The organism is Anaeromyxobacter sp. Fw109-5 (assembly GCF_000017505.1).
Lineage (GTDB): Bacteria > Myxococcota > Myxococcia > Myxococcales > Anaeromyxobacteraceae > Anaeromyxobacter.
The window spans coordinates 1196179-1212351 of the sequence record NC_009675.1 but is presented as its reverse complement, the minus strand read 5'-3'; the positions used below and the strand labels follow the sequence as shown (position 1 = coordinate 1212351).

Here is a 16173-nt window from a genome sequence, read left to right as displayed (position 1 = left end):
GCGAGTCCCCCCCCGCAGCGGATCGGCGCCCGGGCACAGCCGCGCGCTTGCAGAAAAGGCAACGTAACGTTTAGATTCGTGCGGTGGCGCGTCCAGCCGAAAAGCCGAGCTGGGACAAGCTCTTCGCGACAGCTTCCGGTCAGGACGGCCTCTTCACGACCGAACAGGCCGCGGAGGCGGGCTACTACCACCAGCTCCTCAAACGGTACGTCGAGTTCGGTCGCGTCAGACGGGTCCGCCGCGGGATCTACCGGCTCGTTCACTATCCGGCCGGCGATCACGAGGAGCTCGCCGAGGTCTGGCTCTGGTCGAAGCAGGCCGGGGTCTTCTCGCACGAGACGGCGCTCTCGCTGCACGGGCTCTCCGACGTCCTCCCGAAGCGCCTCCATCTCACGGTTCCGGCGGACTGGCGGGGGAGACGCCTCAAGATTCCCCGTGGAGTGGTGCTTCACCCCGCTACGGTTCGCGCGGACGAACGATCGTGGTTCGGCGCCGTCCCCGTGACCGAGCCGGGCCGAACCCTCCTCGACTGTGCGATGGCACACCTCTCCCCGGAGCTGCTCGCCCAGGCCTTCCAGCAAGCGCGGTCCCGGGGGCTCGTGTCGCCGGAACGGCTCGCGGAGGTCTCGCGGGCCGCGGGGTTGCGTGAGGTGCCAGGATGAAGCCCCGCGCGTACGCGACACCGGCGGCGTTCAAGGCGGCGCTCGACCAGCGGCTGCGGAACGTCGCGGAGCCGGGCGGCATCGCGCGGAGGCGGCAGCTGCTCGTGTTCGATCGGTACCTCGCGCGACTCGTGCGCGTCCTCGGCGACGCGGCCATCCTCAAAGGCGGCCTCGTGCTCGAGCTGCGCCTCGAGCGGGCGCGGACCACCCGCGATATCGACCTCCGCCTGGTCGGATCGCCCGATGGCTTGCTCGCGCGCCTCCAGCGGGCGGGCAGGCTCGACCTCGGCGACTTCATGTTCTTCGAGGTCACGGTCGACACCCGCCACCCCGACATCGCCGGACCCGGCGTCCAGTACGAGGGTCAGCGGTTCCGGGCGGAGTGCCGTCTCGCCGGCATGCTCTACGGTCAGCCCTTCGGCGTCGACGTCGCGTTCGGCGATCCCATTCTCGGCGGGCCGGAGTTGATCACCGGCGACGACCTCCTGGCGTTCGCCGGCATCGCCGCACCCGAGCTGCGGGTGTATCCGGTCGAGACGCACGTCGCGGAGAAGCTCCACGCCTACACGCTTCCACGGGCGACACCGAGCACGCGCGTGAAGGACCTGCCGGACCTAGCGCTGCTCGGGCAGATCGGTCCGCGGGACGCGCGGCGGGTCCGAGCTGCGCTGGAGCAGACCTTCGGGTTCCGCGCCACGCACCCTGCGCCGTCGCGCCTCCCCGATCCGCCGACGGACTGGAGAGAGCCGTACGCGGCGATCGCCGAGGAAGATGCGCTCCCCTGGACCACGCTCGACGACGTCGTGGCGGCGGCCCGGGGGTTCCTCGACCCGGTGCTCGGCTCCGACGCACACGGAAGCTGGGATCCCGGCTCGTGGACATGGGACTTCACCTAGAGACGAGTGCGGAGCGCGAAGCGATGTCGACCACTCCGAAGGGCCGCGGAAGACGACCCGCCGTCGAGTCGAAGCGATCGTTCGATCCGCACCACATGATGGTCTGGCCCACGCTTCATCCACGGCCGCTCCGGACCGAGGACCTGGCGGACCAGTTCCGACAGTTCTTCGAAGCGCACGTGTTCCTGGTGGGGGAAGACGAGTGGCCGGAGGAGCGTCCCGACACGGCCGAGGCGGTCGCCCACGTGCGGTGGCAACTGCTGCGGTACGACGTCCTGGTCAACGGCGGTGAGAACCCGCTCGTCTTCGCCGACGACGTGGATGCGGACCTCGGCCACCTCGGCTTCGTGCTGCTCGACGACGCTGGAATGCTCAAGGAGGAGCTCCGACCGACGCTCGGCGAGCCCGGCTTCGGCAGCTCGCTGCTCTACATCGACGCGATCGAGGTCGCGCCGGCCCAGGACACGTACGCGATGGCGGTCGAGCTCATGGAGCACGTCATCCGGCACCACTCCTCCGGGTGCTTCGGTGCCGTCTACTTCCGTGGCGTCCAGGAAATGCCCGACGTCCGCCTCGAGCGGGCGCTGCGCTACTTGCAGTTCCAGAAGGTCGGGACCGAGCCGATCTACTTCACGAACCTCGAGCACCGGCGCCCGGAACTCCCGGAGTACGACGAGTAGACCCCGGGCCCGGCTCCGCTCCCCCCTCGTCAGCGAGCCCCGCGGTTCACTCCCCGCCGCGGCGCAGGTACTCCGCAAGCGACGGCTCGGGCACCCGGATGGCATTCGAGACGCGGACGTGCCGGAGCCGTCCCTCCCGGCACAGCCGGTACACGGTCGCGCGGCAGACGGATAGGCGCCGGGCGACCTCGGCGACGGTGAGGAGAGCCGACACGGACTGAGCGTCGCGCACCGCCGGCGCACCGTTTACCGTGCCACGGGGTGCGATCGGTGCCACGCCGTGGGATCCGGGCCCGACGCGAGGCTGAACTATATCGCGGGGGTGCGAGGCGCTGCCACGCGTTGCCACCCCGTCCATTCGGCCCATGTTCGCTTGGGGTGCAAGTGGTCGCTGGTTCAAATCCAGTCGCCCCGACAACGGAAGGCCCTGAGGTTCCTCGGAATAGAGGGGCTTCAGGGCCTTCGACTTTTCGGTCGCGCCTGCACCAAGGTTGCGCCGAGGTTGCGTTCTCGTCGGGTTCATAGTCACCGGACAAGGGGCTGCGCCCACGCACGGGACGCGCGCACTCGCGGCCCGGCGACGAGGTCGCGGCCATGCCGTTGGACCCGTCTGACTGATCGGCGCAGGGGGCAGCACTTTCCGCGGGCTCGCAACTTCGTCAGCGCCTCGAGCTTCGCTTGCACCTCAGAGGTCACGTGTCTGGCCTTCCTCGCCTCGATCTGCCCGGCTGGAATCGTCCTCAGAGCGGGGCGCGGCAGCTTGCGCGTGAAAGCGCCCGACCCCGCACTTCGCCTATGATTTGATCACGAAGGCGCGCAGTTCAGCCATCCGGCCGTCATCGAAGCGCCAGACGTCGCAATACGAATGGCGGGTCGGTGTTCCCTGCTCGTCCTTCAGCATGATCTCGCCCAGCGCCACGACGAACTCGCCCTCGGCGATCATGCGATGAACGTCGAACTTGGGTGCCTCGCTGTACGCGCTTGCCATCCATTGGCGAACAGCTTCCTTGCCCTTCAGCGTCCTGTCCCCCTCGAAGACCCATTCCGTGTCCTCGGTGCACTGGCCCAAGAACCCTTCGTAGTCACCTTTGACGATGGCCGCGTTGGCTCTCTCCAAAGTCAGCTTGTTGGAGTCTGACGACATTCGAATAGCTCCCGTGCCCAGGAGGCACCTTCATCGTCGACACATGCGAGGCTCGGCGCCGACATCACCGCCCGCTTCGTAGTTCGGGTCGGTGGGCTACACCATCGCTACTGCCTGGCGCGCGGCCGCGTAGGCCAAGTCGCGCGACGGACTGCCAGGCTCCTGCGGCCCGACGACCTCGGGACGCACGGCCCGATCTGGGGAGGTCTTTGCGAATTGTGGCGACCACAGGAGGAAGTCCGGTCGTACGCGTCGTCGCACCGTAGCGGTGTCCTCGTCCGGTTGCAGCGTTCATTCGCCCCGCTCGGGATCGCCGGGCCGGCAAGCGTTCGCACATGCCACGCGCGGGCGGTGAAACGATGCCTAGCTTAGCTCTGCTCGCTCTGCCCGAATGGGGGTTCGCTCGTGAACCTGAACCAGCTCGTGGTGGTCGTCGCCATGGCCGCGCTCTCGATGACGACCACTTCATGCAACGACCGGCATCCCAAATACACGATCGGTGGAACCGTCACGGGCCTGCACGGTTCGACGCTCGTCCTCCACAGCAACCTCGGTGAGGACCTGTCGATCACCGCGGATGGTCCCTTCGCGTTCTCCGTTCGTGCCGTGGACGGCACCCCCTACGAGGTCACGGCGACGCAGCAGCCGACGACGCCTCCTCAGCTCTGTTCCGTGACTGGCGGCGACGACGGGCACGGGAGCGGGACGGTCCACGGCGGAAACGTGATGTCACTGGTCGTGAGGTGCGAGCTGGTCGCCACGAAGTACACGATTGGTGGAACCGTCACGGGCCTGCACGGTTCGACGCTCGTCCTCCACAGCAACCTCGGTGAGGACCTGTCGATCACCGCGGATGGTCCCTTCGCGTTCTCCGTGCGTGCCGCGGATGGCACCCCCTACGAGGTCACGGCGGCGCAGCAACCGACGACGCCTCCTCAGCTCTGTTCTGTGACTGGCGGTGACGACGGGCACGGGGGCGGGACGGTCCACGGCGGAGACGTGATGTCATTGGTTGTGGGGTGCGAGCTGGCCGCCACGGTCGTTCAGCGGTGGCAAGCGCCGGTCACGTGGGGACCGGTCTGGCAGGACGACGGGCACATGGTGCAGCACGCCTATTTCGGATCCGCGGACGGCAACGCCACGGACATCCTCGAGCAGACCGGTATCGGCTGGGAGCTCGTGAACGGGCCACTGCCGCCGCCGAAGAGGTTCGAAGGGTTTCCCTCCCGCACGCGCTGGGGCGCAGGCCCTTTCAACGGAACGAGATACCAAGCGACCGTCGGGGACGACGCGCTCGATCTCCCGCGAGACATGCTCGTCTGCGCCATCGTCAAGCCCGACTACGACCCCACGTACCTCGGCGACACCATGGAGAAGCCGATCGTCGCCAAGGGCTTCGCGTTGGGGCAGCAGCCCGAGCCCGGCGGTGGCTGGGTCCTGATGCAGATGCACGCCCAGTTCTGCTTCCACTACGAGTGGCTCGACGAGACGAACACCAGCCGCATGTCGATGGCGTACACGCCCACGTTCTTTGCGGACCAGAACATCCCTGACAACGGTCCACTGAACCCGTCCTACGTCGCGATCTGCGCGGGCCGAAGCGGCAACGACATTCGCATTGGCGCCAACAATGTCGTCGCGACCGATTTCAACATGCACCATCTCGGGGACGGTGCGATCGTGCTCGACTCGAGCGGCGGTCACCGCGCGACCATCGGCGGTTACGACACCGGCACGGACCACGTCTTCGGGGGCAGGATCTACGAGATCGCGGTGTGGGACGAGCCCGCGACGCGTGAGAACATCCAGGCCAAGCTCGCGGTGCTGGGCCTCGGGCTCGGCGCCGGCGACCCCGCCGTCCCAGCTTACACGCGCAACCGGGAGGGCCCATTCATCGGGCGCGACGGTCAGTATCACTCGACCTGGCGTCATGGACCGCGCATCGATCCGACGAAGGGGTTCCTCTTCGGCCTCCAGGGCTGGAACCGGGCCAGCTACTGCACGACCGACGAGGGGGCCCCGGTGGCGTGCACCGATCCGACCGCCACCCTCGTCGTGGCAGCTGGCGAGGCGCTGGACCTCTGGACCGCAGGCGCCGGCGCAACGGTCCAGAAGGACCAGCTCGAGCCGCCGGGCGACAGCGAGAGGCCCTCCGCGGAGCTCGTGGAGCTCTCGCCAGGCGCCTCGCTGTCCACCGCTCTCGGAGCGTTCGACTCGCCCGGGGTCGTTCACGGCCAGATCTGGATCCGGGTGCCGGCGGCGACCACGGGTAGGATCGTTCTCGCGACGAGCAACCCTGCCGTCGTCGGCGGTGTCCGCGGAACCAGCGAGCACGTCGTCGATCTCGGCACTCTGGCGCCCAACGTCTGGACGCGTGTCTGGCTCAAGGAGCTCACGACGGATGGCGCCAGCGGCACGCTCACGCTGAGCGCGGCGGCAAACAATCAAGCTCCCGTCGCGTTCTATGCCTGGGGGGCAGACCTCACGCAGATTGGGGGCGGGGGCGACCTCGGCGCTTTCGATCCGGGGCCCGCGATGTACGACTGGAGCGCCCCGGCGCCGCGCGCGGCGGGGGCCCGCATCGGTCAGCTGTACCGCGTGCAGGACGATCCGGAATACCTGATCGACGTCCTCGAGCTTCCGCCGGTGCCTGTCAGTACGGCTTCGACGGGGTTCTGCTTGTCCGTCGACGCGCAGCCATCCGAAGGGCTCGGCTGGGAGGCGCCGTTCGTGAATCCCCGTGGGCTCGTCGCCTGGTTGAATGAACAGCAACGGTCGACCGCGCAGCTGTACGCCACGGGCGGTCCGTCGAGCGAGCTCTGTTTCTGGGTGACCGGAGCGAGCGGTCCGACGTGCTGGCGCCCGACGTGGTCCGCCGGTTCCAAGCACAATCTCAAGGGGTGCGTCTCGAGCACGGGGCAGATGAGGCTGTTCGCCGACGACGTTCAGGTAGGGAGCACGGTATCCGGCGTCGCCCCGGCCCCGGATCTCCTCGGCGGGCACGTCGCGATCGGCAACAACGCCGGAGCCGATCCCGGCACGTGGAGTTTCGCCGGCCTGCCTTCGCCCTGGAGTGGATTCGTGTCCAAGGTGCTCGTATGCAGCGACGACGGTGAAGGCGCGAGCGTCGCGACATGCCGGTGAACGGCGCTCGCTGAGCTCGCCGGCGACCCGCCCCGCGGCTCGCGCCCGAGATCCCGCGGCGCGTCGGCGACGCCAGCCACGGTCATTCTCGTCGCGCCACCGCGGTCGGACGGATGGTGAGTGTGTCACGTCCCGAGAAACACCGAGAGGAGCCAGAGGCGTAACGCCTCGATCGCTTCGACCGTGCGGCGGTGATCCGCGAGCTCACCTGCGATCTCCCGCGCCATCCGCTCGCGCCCGGAAGCCGGGAACGACGCCACCGCGCGCTCCCGCGCGACCTGCTTCACGAGCGCGTGAATCACGCGACGCCCGCGGGGCCCCCTCATGTGACTTGCCGGGCATATGACCCGATGCGCATATACGCTTACATGGAATCGTCGTTCGCCATCATCGCGGAGCCGAACCGGCGGGCCATCTTGAGCCTGCTCGCGGCCTCCGAGCAATCCGTCGGCGAGATCGAGCGCCGGCTGCGGATGCCCCAGACCTCGGTCTCCAAACACCTCCGCGTGCTGCGCGAGGCCGGGTTCGTCGAGGCTCGGGTCGAGGCCCAGCGGCGCGTGTACCGGATCCGACCCGAGCCGCTCGTGGAGCTCGACGAGTGGCTCGCCCCGTTCCGGCGCCTCTGGACGGCCCATGTCGACGCGCTCGAACGCCATCTCGATCGAATGGCACAGGAACGAAGGAAGGAGAGGAACCGATGAGCGACCGCGAGAGGTACGAGCCCGGCGCCGCAACCGGAGCCGAGGTCCAGAAGGGCGGCGAGACGTGGACGCTCGTCCTCGTCCGAGATCTCCGTCATCCGCCCGCGATGGTCTGGCAGGCGCTGACCGATCCTGCACACCTGTCCGAATGGGCGCCGTTCGACGCCGATCGAAACCTGAGCGCAGTGGGACCGGTGAGGCTCTCCACGGTCGGGACGCCGACGCCGCAGGTCTCAGAGTCCGTCGTGAGGCGGGCCGAGGCGCCGAGGCTGCTCGAGCTCAGCTGGGGAGGCAGCGACCTCAGGTGGGAGCTCGAGCCGCTCGGCGGCGGCACGCGCCTGACGCTCTGGCACGGCATCGATCGCCGCTTCATCTCGTGGGGCGCCGCGGGATGGCACATCTGCCTCGACGTCCTCGATCGCCTTCTCGCGGGCGAGCCGATCGGACGCATCGTCGGCGCGGACGCGTTGAAGTTCGACGGCTGGCAGCGACTGACCGCCGAGTACGCGGAGCAGTTCGGGCTCGAGACCTCCGGTGGGCCGGCTGAACAACCGAAGCGCTGAAGGGCGGAGCAGGATGGAACCGCTCTCGTGGGCGAAGCTCCTCGGCGTGGTGCTTTTGCTTGCGCCGGTGCCGGCGCGGCTCAAGGAGTGGTCCTGCGCCGGCTTCGCCGTCGACCTCGCCTCGGCGGTCGTCGCGCACCTCCCGGTCGGGCGATGGTCCGGAGGCCTGGGGCGTGTCGTACGTCACCTGGCGCCGCGTGCAGCCCGGAGGCGGCAGCTGAAGACGAGGGGCGATCGACCGAACTCCAACCGCAGGGCGGAACCATGAAGAAGAGCGCCGTGAACGAGGCAGGAGCTCCGTCTCCTTCCGAACGGATTCGAGCCAGGGTCGAGGAGCTGGGCGACTGGCGGGGCAAGACGCTCTCGCGCGTCCGCGCGCTGATCAGGAAAGCCGACCCGGATGCGGTCGAGGAGTGGAAGTGGGTGAAGCCCTCGTCGCCCGGGGTCCCCGTGTGGTCTCACGACGGGTTGATCTGCACCGGGGAGGTTTACAGGGACAAGGTGAAGCTCACGTTCGCCAGAGGCGCCTCGCTCGAGGACCCTTCAGGCCTGTTCAACGCGAGCCTCGAGGGCCACACCAGGCGCGCCATCGACTTGCGCGAGGGCGATGTCCTCGACGAGGACGGCCTGAAGGCGCTGGTCCGAGCCGCCGTCGCCCTGAACACAGGGCGCGCCGCGAAGGGGAAGCCCGCCGCGGCCAGGGCCGGCGCGACGGCGCGCAAGGGTGAGCGAGCCATCACGAGGAGCAAGGACCCGTCGGCGGCCCCCAGGCCGGCTCTCCTCTCCGGCGGCAATCCCCAGATCGCGAAGGCGGACGGCGACGCGCCCGTGCAGGCCTACATCGCGGCGATCCCGGGCTGGAAACGCGAGGTCGGGCGCCGCCTCGACGCGCTCGTCGTCCGCACCGTCCCCGGCGTACGAAAGGCGGTCAAGTGGAACTCGCCGTTCTACGGCCTCGAGGGCCAGGGCTGGTTCCTCTCCTTTCACTGCTTCACGAAGTACGTCAAGGTGACGTTCTTCCACGGTGCGTCACTGCGTCCTCTACCGCCCGGCGAATCCAAGCACGAGGACGTGCGCCACCTGGACCTCCGCGAGCACGACGAGCTCGACGAGCAGCTCGTGACGAGCTGGATCCGGCAGGCATCGCGGCTGCCCGGCTGGACCCCGTAGCGCGGCCGTGAAAGCGCTGCTCGCGCATCCTCCTCGACGGGCGCGCCTTCAAGAGGGGGACTTGAAGCGATACTTGTCGATGTGGAGGGCCTGGATCCTCGACTCGAGCGTCTGACGAGCGATTCCCAGCCGGATCGCCGCCCCGGACGGACCCGACACGCGCCCGCGGGACGCTGCCAGAGCGGCCTCGATCATCTGCCGTTCGCTGTCGGCGAGCGAACCGGCGAGCGACACGCTCCGCCCTGCCGGCGCGCTCGTCTCCCGCGTCAACCAGGTCTCGTCGACCGCGAAGGTCTCTCCGTCGCACAGGATCACGGCACGCTCGACGACGTTCTGGAGCTCCCGCACGTTTCCGGGCCAGTCGTAAGCGCGAAACGACTCGAGCGTCCGCTTGCCGATGTTCCGGATGCTCTTCCCCGCGGTGCGGGCGTAGCGCGCGATCAGGTACTCGGCGAGCAGAGGGATGTCGTCCCGCCGCTCGCGCAAGGGTGGTATCTGGAGCGGGAAGACGTTCAAGCGATAGAAGAGGTCCTGCCGGAACGTACCCGCTTCCACGGCCGCCTCCAGATCGCGGTGGGTCGCCGCCAGGACGCGCACGTCCACGGATATCGGCCGGCTACTGCCGATGCGCTCGAACTCTCGCTCCTGGAGCACTCGAAGCAACGCGATCTGCGTTTCTGCCGTGAGATCGCCGACCTCGTCCAGGAAGATCGTGCCGCCGTTCGCCGACTCGAACCGCCCCGTGCGCCGTTGCACCGCGCCGGTGAAGGCACCCTTCTCGTGACCGAACAGCTCGGAGGTGATCAGCGACGACGGGATCGCCGCGCAATTGACGCGGATGAAGGCCTGCGTCGAGCGGGAGGACTGCCGGTGAATCGCGCGCGCGATCAGCTCTTTCCCCGTTCCCGTCTCGCCCAGGATGAGGACCGTCGAGTCCGTCGGGGCGACCTTCGCCACTTGCGCCAGCACCCGCCGGAGCCCTTCGGAGGAACCGACGATCTCCTCGAACATCGACGACCCGTCGATCTCCCCGCGCAACGCCAGGTTCTCGTTCCGCACCTTCTCCTCGGCTCGCTTCCGATCTTCGATGTCGGTTCCCGTTGCGTACCAGCGCGTCAGCCTCCCGCGCTCGTCGCGAAACGGGACATACCGCACCAGGAACCAGCGATACCGTCCGTCTTTCCGTCGCGCGCGCAGCTCGAGCTCGAAGGGCTCACCGCGTGAGAGCGCTCTCTGGCGCTCGTCCCAGAGCTTCTCCACGTCGTCCGGGTGGAAGATGCTGCCTCGAGCACCAGCGGCCTTGATGTCTCCCAGGGAGAGGCCCGTGTACTCGAGCACGAAAGCATTCGCGTGGAGCATGGTTCCGTCCGGGGCCAGGACGATGATCGCCTGCGGGATGACGTCGGTGATGCGACGGAGCTCTCGTTCGTCCTGACGGAGCTTCTCCTCCATCCGTCTGCGTTCGCCGATCTCCCTCCTCAGCTCCTCGTTGGCGGCGGCGAGCTCTCGGGTCCGCTGCGCGACGCGGTGGTCGAGCTCCCTCGCGACTCGCTCCTGCTCGCCCAGGTGCCGAGTCTCCTGCAGGCCGATCGCGGCCTGATTCGCCGCCACGTCGCGCGAGCACGTCGACCCTCCAGCCGGCGCGAGCCGCGCCCACTCGACGTGCGGCGCGCCGCCCTCGTCCTCCGGCAGCGCATACGCAAAGTCCAGGCGCAGCAGTCGCGCCAGGACCTCGATCAGCCTGTCGACGAGGTGCGCCGGGGCCTGGCCGCTCCACAGCGCGAGCGGCGCGAGGACACCGATCAAGTCGTCAATGGAGCCCTGCAAACGCCTGACGTCGTCGGTCGTCTGCTGCATCATGTTCCGCTCCGCTCACCGTCGCAGTCTCGTGGCACGTCGCTGAGCCGCGCCCCGTGCGCGTTGAGGCTTACAAGCGGCGCGGGCGGAGGGCTGCGTGACGGCAGTTCACCCGATGGGGAGGACCGGCTATCCGAGCGCAAGCCCATCGGCCGCTTGAGCGCGGGAGTCCGGGCACGCACCGGAGGCCTTCGGCGGGCGGTGTCGAGAAAGTCGACGCGGGCTCGCGTGTCAGCGTCCGCCGTCCCGCTCCCTGTCGATCCACGCCCGGATGAAGGGAGGGCAGTTGCGTAGCTCGATGCCCGCCCCTTCGGCGTCGTTCAGGAAACGGACGACCTCGAGGTCGACGAGCGTCAGATCGTCGAGGTCCAGAACGACCGACCCGCCCCCGCCGGCGATCTGCTGGCCGACCTCGCGAAGATTCTCGCCCCGGAGCCGACCGATCAACCGGAACGACACCCGGCGCCGCTCACGCGTCTCGTCGATTCGAAACGTCATGGACCCCTCGGGGCGCAAGAATCGACTTGCGCTGGTGCATGGAGCGCGCCGTCGACGTCGCCAGTACGACAGGTTCGCCGCCTGGACGCAGGGCGGGAGCGCCGGAGTGCGTGGTCATGCGCGAGAGCCACCTGTCCGAGGACATCAGCCGTGATCGTCGCCGCTTCCTCGGCGCGGCGGTCGGAACCCTCGCGGCCGCCCGGATCGGCCCCATCGGCGCTGCACGCGCGGCGGAGCCAGGGAAGACGCGGGCGCCGCGCCGGCGCGCGTCCGGGCCCGCGACCTCGTTCGCCTCGCTGAAGCAGATCGACGCCGGCGAGCTGAACGTGGGATACGCCGAGGCCGGTCCCGTCGGCGGGCCCGCGGTCCTTCTCCCGCACGGCTGGCCCTACGACATCCACAGCTTCGTCGACGTCGCGCCCCTGCTGGCCGCGGCGGGCTACCGGGTGATCGTGCCTCATCTGCGCGGCCACGGGACGACACGCTTCCTCGCGAGCGACGCCTTCCGGAACGCGCAGCAGTCCGTCGTCGCGCTCGACACCGTCGCCTTGATGGATGCGCTCGGCCTCGAGAAGGCGATCCTCGCAGGTTACGATTGGGGAGCGCGAACGGCCAACATCATCGCGGCGCTCTGGCCTGAGCGCTGCAAGGCCATGGTGTCGGTGAACGGGTACCTGATCAACGACCGCGAACGCGACAAGCGGCCCTTGCCGCCGTGCGCCGAGCACGGCTGGTGGTACCAGTACTACTTCGCGACCGAGCGCGGCCGCGCCGGCTACGAGGCATATCGGCGCGACTTCGCGAAGGTCGTCTGGAAGGTGAACTCCCCCAGGTGGAACTTCTCGGAAGCGACGCTGGATCGCACCGCGGCGTCCTTCGACAACCCGGATCACGTCAGCATCGTCATCCACAACTACCGCTGGCGGCTGAGCCTGGCCGAAGGCGACCCTCGGTACGACGAGCTGGAACGGCGACTCGCACAGGGTCCCGTGATCGGCGTGCCGACGATCACCCTGGACGGCGACTCCGACGGCGTCGCCCCTGCCTCGGACGGGACGTCCTATGCCCGGAAGTTCTCCGGGAAGCGCACGCACCGCGTCGTGAAGGGCGTCGGCCACAACCTCCCTCAGGAGGCACCGGAGGCGTTCGCCGACGCGGTCGTCGAGGTCGATCGTTATTGACCTTCGCGCAGGAGAGCTCCTCCACGCCCGCTGCCCGAAGCTCGGCAATTGCCCGGTTCTCGGCGTGCGCGTGCGAGCCCACCAGGCGCCCTCCTCTCGAGCGGCGCCGAACGGACCATCCGCCTCGGTGCCGTCTGCCGCGAGGCTCACGTGATCCGGGATCCGTGTCGCGTCCGGAGGGCATGCCGTTTGCTGCTCCCGCGCGGCGTGGGGGTCTCCGCCGTCGCGCCGCCTTCCCGCCTGCTGTCGCCCCGGGCAATGAGACCCATTCCGAGGCCATCATGTCCGCAGCATCGTCGTCGACGTTCCGGTGCGCCCTTCTCGCCACCTCGGCGGCTGCGAGCGCCCTCTGCCTCATCCTGCTCGCCGCCTCCTCGTACGGCGCGATCGCGGTGGCCGCCGAGCACATCCCCGACCCCAGCCAGCGGAAAGCGGACACAGGTGAAATCCGTCCCTTCCGCGTCGACGTTCCGGACGCTTCCCTCGTCGACCTCCGTCGACGCATCGCCGCCACACGGTGGCCGGATCGAGAGACGGTCGACGATCGATCCCAGGGCGCGCAGCTGGCGAAGCTACAGGAGCTCGTTCGCTACTGGGGGACGACCTACGACTGGCGCAAGGCGGAGGCGAAGCTGAATGCCTTGCCGCAATTCACGACCAAGATCGATGGGCTCGACGTTCACTTCATCCACGTCCGCTCTCGTCACGAGAACGCCCTTCCGGTGATCATCACGCACGGCTGGCCGGGCTCCGTGCTCGAGCTCACCAAGCTCATCGGTCCGCTCACGGATCCCACCGCGCACGGAGGGAGCGCCGAGGACGCCTTCGATGTCGTGATCCCGTCGTTGCCGGGCTTCGGGTTCTCCGGCAAGCCGACTGGCATCGGCTGGGGCCCCGACCGCATCGCGCGAGCCTGGACGGAGCTCATGAAGCGCCTCGGCTACCCCCGCTACGTCGCCCAGGGCGGCGACTGGGGCGCCCCCGTCGCGAGCGCGATGGCGCGCCAGGCGGCGGCAGGATTGCTCGGCATCCACGTCAACTTACCGGCAACGGTACCGCTCGAGGTGGAGGCGGCGCTCGCCGGCGGCGGGCCCGCGCCCACGGGACTCTCCGAGAAGGAACGCGCGGTGTTCGAGGCGCTCAATACGTACCGCAAGACGGGGAGCTCGGCCTACTTCGTCCTGATGTCCGCGCGGCCGCAGGCCGTCGGGTACGGGCTGACGGACTCCCCGGCCGGCCTCGCGGCGTGGATTCTCGTGCATCCCGGCTTCGCGCGGTGGACGTACGGCGACGATCCCGAGGAGTCCCCGACGCGAGACGAGGTGCTGGACGACATCACGCTCTACTGGCTGACGAACAGCTCGGCGTCGTCGGCGCGGCTGTATTGGGAGAACGGCGGACGCAGCGTCACGAGCGCGACCGGACAGAGGACCGCCGAGATCTCGCTGCCGGTGGCCATCACGGTATTCCCCGAGGAAGTCTATCGAACCCCTGAGACGTGGGCCCGGCGCGCCTATCCCAACCTGATCTACTTCCACGAGGTCGACGAGGGCGGACACTTCGCGGCGTGGGAACACCCGGACCTGTTCTCGTCCGAGCTCCGCGCTGCGTTCCGGTCACTGCGCTCCGCGCAAAAGGGAGACGACCCACCGAAAGTGCGGCGGCCGCCCACGTCACCGGCACCGGCGCCCTCCACGAACCCGTAGGAGAGGTCGTGCTGGTCCACCCGTGGCTCCGCGGTACGTGCTGTCTGGAGGAGAACACACGATGACCGAACCACAAGTCGACATGAAGCTCGAAGTCATCTTGATCGCCGTCTCCGACGTCGACCGTGCGAAGGCGTTCTACGAGAAGCTCGGCTGGCGGCTGGACATCGACGTCGCGGCGGGCGGCTTCCGCGGCGTGCAGCTGACGCCGCACAACTCCGAAGCCTCGATCATCATCGGCAAGGGAGTCACGGCGACCAACGCTGGCTCGGCGGAGAGCCTGGTCCTCGCCGTGAGCGACATCGACGCCGCCCGCGCCGACCTGATCGCTCGCGGCGTCGACGTGAGCGAGGTCTTCCACTACGCCGGCGGCCCCTTCAACAACACCCTGGAGAACCCGCGCGTCCGCGGGCGCGACCCGCAAGGTCGTCCCTACCTCTCGTTTGCCTCGTTCGAGGATCCGGACGGGAACTGCTGGCTCCTCCAGGAGATCCGGACGCGGCTCCCCGGCCGCGAGTGGAAGTCGACGCGAGCGGGAGCTTCGGACGTCGCAAACCTCGCAGAGCTCCTCCGCGAGACGGCAGAGCACCACGACCGCTACGAGAAGACGCACGCCGAGCACCGCTGGTGGGACTGGTACGCGCCCTACCTCGGCGCCCGTCAGAACGGCAGCAGTCCGGAGGATGCAGGCGCCGCCGCCGACCGCTACATGGAAGAGGTCCATCATGTTCTTCCCCGATGATTCACGCTCGCGAGCGCGGACCTCTCGAGCGCAGAGCAGGTCCATCACGAGATCCCGCCTGGCCGGGCGGCGTGGCTGCAGGTAGCTCGCGGGGATCTCACGGTGAACGGCCACGTGCCACGCGCCGCGACGGTGGGCACGAATGAGGCCCGCGCTGGAGTTCGCGGCGAGCGGGCGTGGAGATGCAGAGCTCCTCGTGTTCGTCCTCGCGGCGTGCACCCGCCGCAGCGTACACGGTCGCGAAGACCGCCGTCGTCGCGCTCGCCCGCGCGCTCGCTGTCGAGGTCCTCGATGCGGGCGTACGCGTGAACGCCGTCCTGCCGAGCACGATCGACACTGCCGCGAACCGCCGTGCCATGCCGGACGGCGACGCGGCGCGCTGGGTCCAGCCCGAGTCGCTCGCCGCGGTCATCGGAGTTCCTGCTCTCGGACGCGGCGCGCGATGTGAGCGGAGCCGTGATCCCTGTTTATGGCCGTGCCTGAGGAGTTGCCGCCCGCCCGCCGCCTCCAGCCAACCTCTCCGGCGTCGAGGTGGCCGGCGGGGGCTTGCGCAGCGCTGAGTCGGTACCACCGTCTCCCGCAAACCGCCCCTTGCCGTCGGGGGGCAAGAAGGCCCGTCGTGATCACGCGAGGATTCAGGAACAAGCGACAGCGCCCCGACCCATCCCGAGTTCCGCCCGGTCAGTACGTCACGAGCGACTTCCCCGTCCTGTCGGCCGGCCCTACCCCGCGTACGTCACTCGACGACTGGTCGTTCGCGCTGCGGGACGTCGACGGAGATGGCGAGCTCGCGACCTGGGGCTGGAAGGAGTTCCTCGCGCTGCCCTCGACCCCGATCGCGGTCGACATCCATTGCGTGACGAGCTGGTCGAAGCTCGATACGCGCTGGAGAGGGGTCACCATCGACGCTCTCCTCGAGGCCGCAGGCCTCGATCCGCCTGCACCTTACGTCACGGCCTTCTGCGACGGCGGGTACACGACGAACCTGGCGGTCGAGGATCTCCTCGACGGACGAGGCATGGTCGCCTACGAGTTCGACGGGGCACCCATCGAGCCCGAGCACGGAGGCCCCGCGAGGCTGCTCGTCCCGCACCTGTACTTCTGGAAGTCCGCGAAGTGGGTGCGCGGGCTTCAGTTCATGGAGGAGGACGAGCCCGGCTTCTGGGAGACTCATGGTTACCACCTCCGCGGAGATCCCTGGAAAGAGGAGCGGTACGCGGGAGACTGAG

At 68.9% G+C, this 16173-nt stretch carries 18 protein-coding genes and 1 pseudogene; 14 read left to right on the top strand and 5 right to left on the bottom strand.

The window, feature by feature from the left end; all coding sequences use genetic code 11:
* Positions 1 to 83 precede the first annotated feature (83 nt).
* Genes ANAE109_RS05450 through ANAE109_RS05440 form a run of 3 tightly spaced genes read left to right on the top strand, consistent with a single transcriptional unit; the run spans position 84 to position 2238 of the window.
* On the top strand, positions 84 to 662 hold the full coding sequence (locus tag ANAE109_RS05450; protein ID WP_011985385.1) for a type IV toxin-antitoxin system AbiEi family antitoxin domain-containing protein: 579 nt from the start codon (positions 84 to 86) through the stop codon (positions 660 to 662).
* A complete protein-coding gene (locus tag ANAE109_RS05445) occupies positions 659 to 1558 on the top strand; it encodes a nucleotidyl transferase AbiEii/AbiGii toxin family protein (protein WP_011985384.1) in 900 nt (299 codons plus the stop codon). The genes ANAE109_RS05450 and ANAE109_RS05445 overlap by 4 nt, the downstream gene beginning before the upstream one ends.
* A 23-nt stretch (positions 1559 to 1581) precedes the next feature.
* Positions 1582 to 2238 (top strand): hypothetical protein, encoded by a 657-nt coding sequence (locus ANAE109_RS05440; RefSeq protein WP_011985383.1) that lies wholly within the window; start codon positions 1582 to 1584, stop codon positions 2236 to 2238.
* 46 nt (positions 2239 to 2284) lie between these two features.
* Here ANAE109_RS05440 and ANAE109_RS25475 read toward each other — a convergent pair whose 3' ends face one another.
* Positions 2285 to 2452 carry a helix-turn-helix domain-containing protein gene (locus tag ANAE109_RS25475; protein ID WP_200860884.1) on the bottom strand — a complete coding sequence of 56 codons (168 nt, stop codon included), beginning with the start codon at positions 2450 to 2452 and terminating at the stop codon, positions 2285 to 2287.
* A 579-nt stretch (positions 2453 to 3031) separates the two neighbouring features.
* Complete coding sequence (locus ANAE109_RS05430; protein WP_011985381.1) at positions 3032 to 3382, bottom strand: nuclear transport factor 2 family protein; 351 nt, start codon at positions 3380 to 3382, stop codon at positions 3032 to 3034.
* 405 nt (positions 3383 to 3787) lie between these two features.
* On the opposite strand from ANAE109_RS05430, the gene ANAE109_RS23275 reads away from it, so the two are divergent.
* On the top strand, positions 3788 to 6526 hold the full coding sequence (locus tag ANAE109_RS23275) for a hypothetical protein (RefSeq protein WP_011985380.1): 2739 nt from the start codon (positions 3788 to 3790) through the stop codon (positions 6524 to 6526).
* A 125-nt stretch (positions 6527 to 6651) separates the two neighbouring features.
* Here the strand turns inward: ANAE109_RS23275 and ANAE109_RS24740 are convergent, their stop codons facing one another.
* Entirely contained in the window at positions 6652 to 6852 is a 201-nt protein-coding gene (locus ANAE109_RS24740) for a hypothetical protein (protein ID WP_143827905.1), read from the bottom strand.
* Positions 6853 to 6894: 42 nt separating this feature from the next.
* On the opposite strand from ANAE109_RS24740, the gene ANAE109_RS05420 reads away from it, so the two are divergent.
* From ANAE109_RS05420 to ANAE109_RS26130, 4 genes are read left to right on the top strand one after another with little or no spacing between them, the layout of a single operon-like run.
* Positions 6895 to 7227, top strand: a complete 333-nt coding sequence (locus tag ANAE109_RS05420) for a helix-turn-helix transcriptional regulator (RefSeq protein ID WP_041448138.1) — start codon at positions 6895 to 6897, stop codon at positions 7225 to 7227.
* The gene (locus ANAE109_RS05415; RefSeq protein WP_011985378.1) at positions 7224 to 7790 is read left to right on the top strand and encodes an SRPBCC family protein; all 567 of its coding nucleotides are present in this window, start codon (positions 7224 to 7226) and stop codon (positions 7788 to 7790) included. Before ANAE109_RS05420 ends, ANAE109_RS05415 begins: the two co-directional genes overlap by 4 nt.
* A gap of 13 nt (positions 7791 to 7803) precedes the next feature.
* Positions 7804 to 8058, top strand: a complete 255-nt coding sequence (locus ANAE109_RS26135; protein WP_011985377.1) for a DoxX family protein — start codon at positions 7804 to 7806, stop codon at positions 8056 to 8058.
* Positions 8055 to 8960: a DUF1801 domain-containing protein gene (locus tag ANAE109_RS26130; RefSeq protein WP_011985376.1), complete on the top strand. Its 906-nt coding sequence runs from the start codon at positions 8055 to 8057 to the stop codon at positions 8958 to 8960. The genes ANAE109_RS26135 and ANAE109_RS26130 overlap by 4 nt, the downstream gene beginning before the upstream one ends.
* A 48-nt stretch (positions 8961 to 9008) precedes the next feature.
* On the opposite strand, the gene ANAE109_RS05405 is transcribed toward ANAE109_RS26130, so the two are convergent.
* Together ANAE109_RS05405 and ANAE109_RS05400 are read right to left on the bottom strand one after the other, a co-directional pair.
* The gene (locus tag ANAE109_RS05405; RefSeq protein WP_200860883.1) at positions 9009 to 10820 is read right to left on the bottom strand and encodes a sigma-54-dependent Fis family transcriptional regulator; all 1812 of its coding nucleotides are present in this window, start codon (positions 10818 to 10820) and stop codon (positions 9009 to 9011) included.
* Between the two features lie 228 nt (positions 10821 to 11048).
* Positions 11049 to 11315, bottom strand: a complete 267-nt coding sequence (locus ANAE109_RS05400; protein WP_011985374.1) for a hypothetical protein — start codon at positions 11313 to 11315, stop codon at positions 11049 to 11051.
* A 116-nt stretch (positions 11316 to 11431) separates the two neighbouring features.
* Here ANAE109_RS05400 and ANAE109_RS05395 point away from each other — a divergent pair, with 116 nt between their 5' ends.
* The 6 genes and pseudogenes from ANAE109_RS05395 (at position 11432) to ANAE109_RS05380 (ending at position 16172) form a co-directional block, all read left to right on the top strand.
* Positions 11432 to 12496 (top strand): alpha/beta fold hydrolase, encoded by a 1065-nt coding sequence (locus tag ANAE109_RS05395; protein ID WP_011985373.1) that lies wholly within the window; start codon positions 11432 to 11434, stop codon positions 12494 to 12496.
* Positions 12497 to 12777: 281 nt separating this feature from the next.
* Complete coding sequence (locus ANAE109_RS05390; RefSeq protein WP_011985372.1) at positions 12778 to 14202, top strand: epoxide hydrolase family protein; 1425 nt, start codon at positions 12778 to 12780, stop codon at positions 14200 to 14202.
* A 22-nt stretch (positions 14203 to 14224) separates the two neighbouring features.
* The gene (locus ANAE109_RS05385; RefSeq protein WP_200860882.1) at positions 14225 to 14944 is read left to right on the top strand and encodes a VOC family protein; all 720 of its coding nucleotides are present in this window, start codon (positions 14225 to 14227) and stop codon (positions 14942 to 14944) included.
* Between the two features lie 18 nt (positions 14945 to 14962).
* Positions 14963 to 15046: pseudogene (locus tag ANAE109_RS26125) on the top strand (hypothetical protein); the annotation flags it as partial.
* An 80-nt stretch (positions 15047 to 15126) separates the two neighbouring features.
* Complete coding sequence (locus tag ANAE109_RS23965; protein ID WP_234945322.1) at positions 15127 to 15504, top strand: SDR family oxidoreductase; 378 nt, start codon at positions 15127 to 15129, stop codon at positions 15502 to 15504.
* Positions 15505 to 15563: 59 nt separating this feature from the next.
* Positions 15564 to 16172 carry a sulfite oxidase-like oxidoreductase gene (locus tag ANAE109_RS05380; RefSeq protein ID WP_011985370.1) on the top strand — a complete coding sequence of 203 codons (609 nt, stop codon included), beginning with the start codon at positions 15564 to 15566 and terminating at the stop codon, positions 16170 to 16172.
* The last annotated feature ends 1 nt before the right edge of the window (position 16173 follow it).

Bases quoted from the DNA above. Each gene is read 5' to 3' on its own strand.
- ANAE109_RS05395 (WP_011985373.1), top strand. From the start codon at position 11,432: ATGCGCGAGAGCCACCTGTCCGAGGACATCAGCCGTGATCGTCGCCGC.
- ANAE109_RS05440 (WP_011985383.1), top strand. From the start codon at position 1,582: ATGTCGACCACTCCGAAGGGCCGCGGAAGACGACCCGCCGTCGAGTCG.
- ANAE109_RS05445 (WP_011985384.1), top strand. From the start codon at position 659: ATGAAGCCCCGCGCGTACGCGACACCGGCGGCGTTCAAGGCGGCGCTC.
- ANAE109_RS05415 (WP_011985378.1), top strand. From the start codon at position 7,224: ATGAGCGACCGCGAGAGGTACGAGCCCGGCGCCGCAACCGGAGCCGAG.
- ANAE109_RS05430 (WP_011985381.1), bottom strand. From the start codon at position 3,382: ATGTCGTCAGACTCCAACAAGCTGACTTTGGAGAGAGCCAACGCGGCC.
- ANAE109_RS24740 (WP_143827905.1), bottom strand. From the start codon at position 6,852: ATGAGGGGGCCCCGCGGGCGTCGCGTGATTCACGCGCTCGTGAAGCAG.
- ANAE109_RS23965 (WP_234945322.1), top strand. From the start codon at position 15,127: ATGCAGAGCTCCTCGTGTTCGTCCTCGCGGCGTGCACCCGCCGCAGCG.
- ANAE109_RS26130 (WP_011985376.1), top strand. From the start codon at position 8,055: ATGAAGAAGAGCGCCGTGAACGAGGCAGGAGCTCCGTCTCCTTCCGAA.
- ANAE109_RS05405 (WP_200860883.1), bottom strand. From the start codon at position 10,820: ATGATGCAGCAGACGACCGACGACGTCAGGCGTTTGCAGGGCTCCATT.
- ANAE109_RS05400 (WP_011985374.1), bottom strand. From the start codon at position 11,315: ATGACGTTTCGAATCGACGAGACGCGTGAGCGGCGCCGGGTGTCGTTC.
- ANAE109_RS05390 (WP_011985372.1), top strand. From the start codon at position 12,778: ATGTCCGCAGCATCGTCGTCGACGTTCCGGTGCGCCCTTCTCGCCACC.
- ANAE109_RS05420 (WP_041448138.1), top strand. From the start codon at position 6,895: ATGGAATCGTCGTTCGCCATCATCGCGGAGCCGAACCGGCGGGCCATC.
- ANAE109_RS26135 (WP_011985377.1), top strand. From the start codon at position 7,804: ATGGAACCGCTCTCGTGGGCGAAGCTCCTCGGCGTGGTGCTTTTGCTT.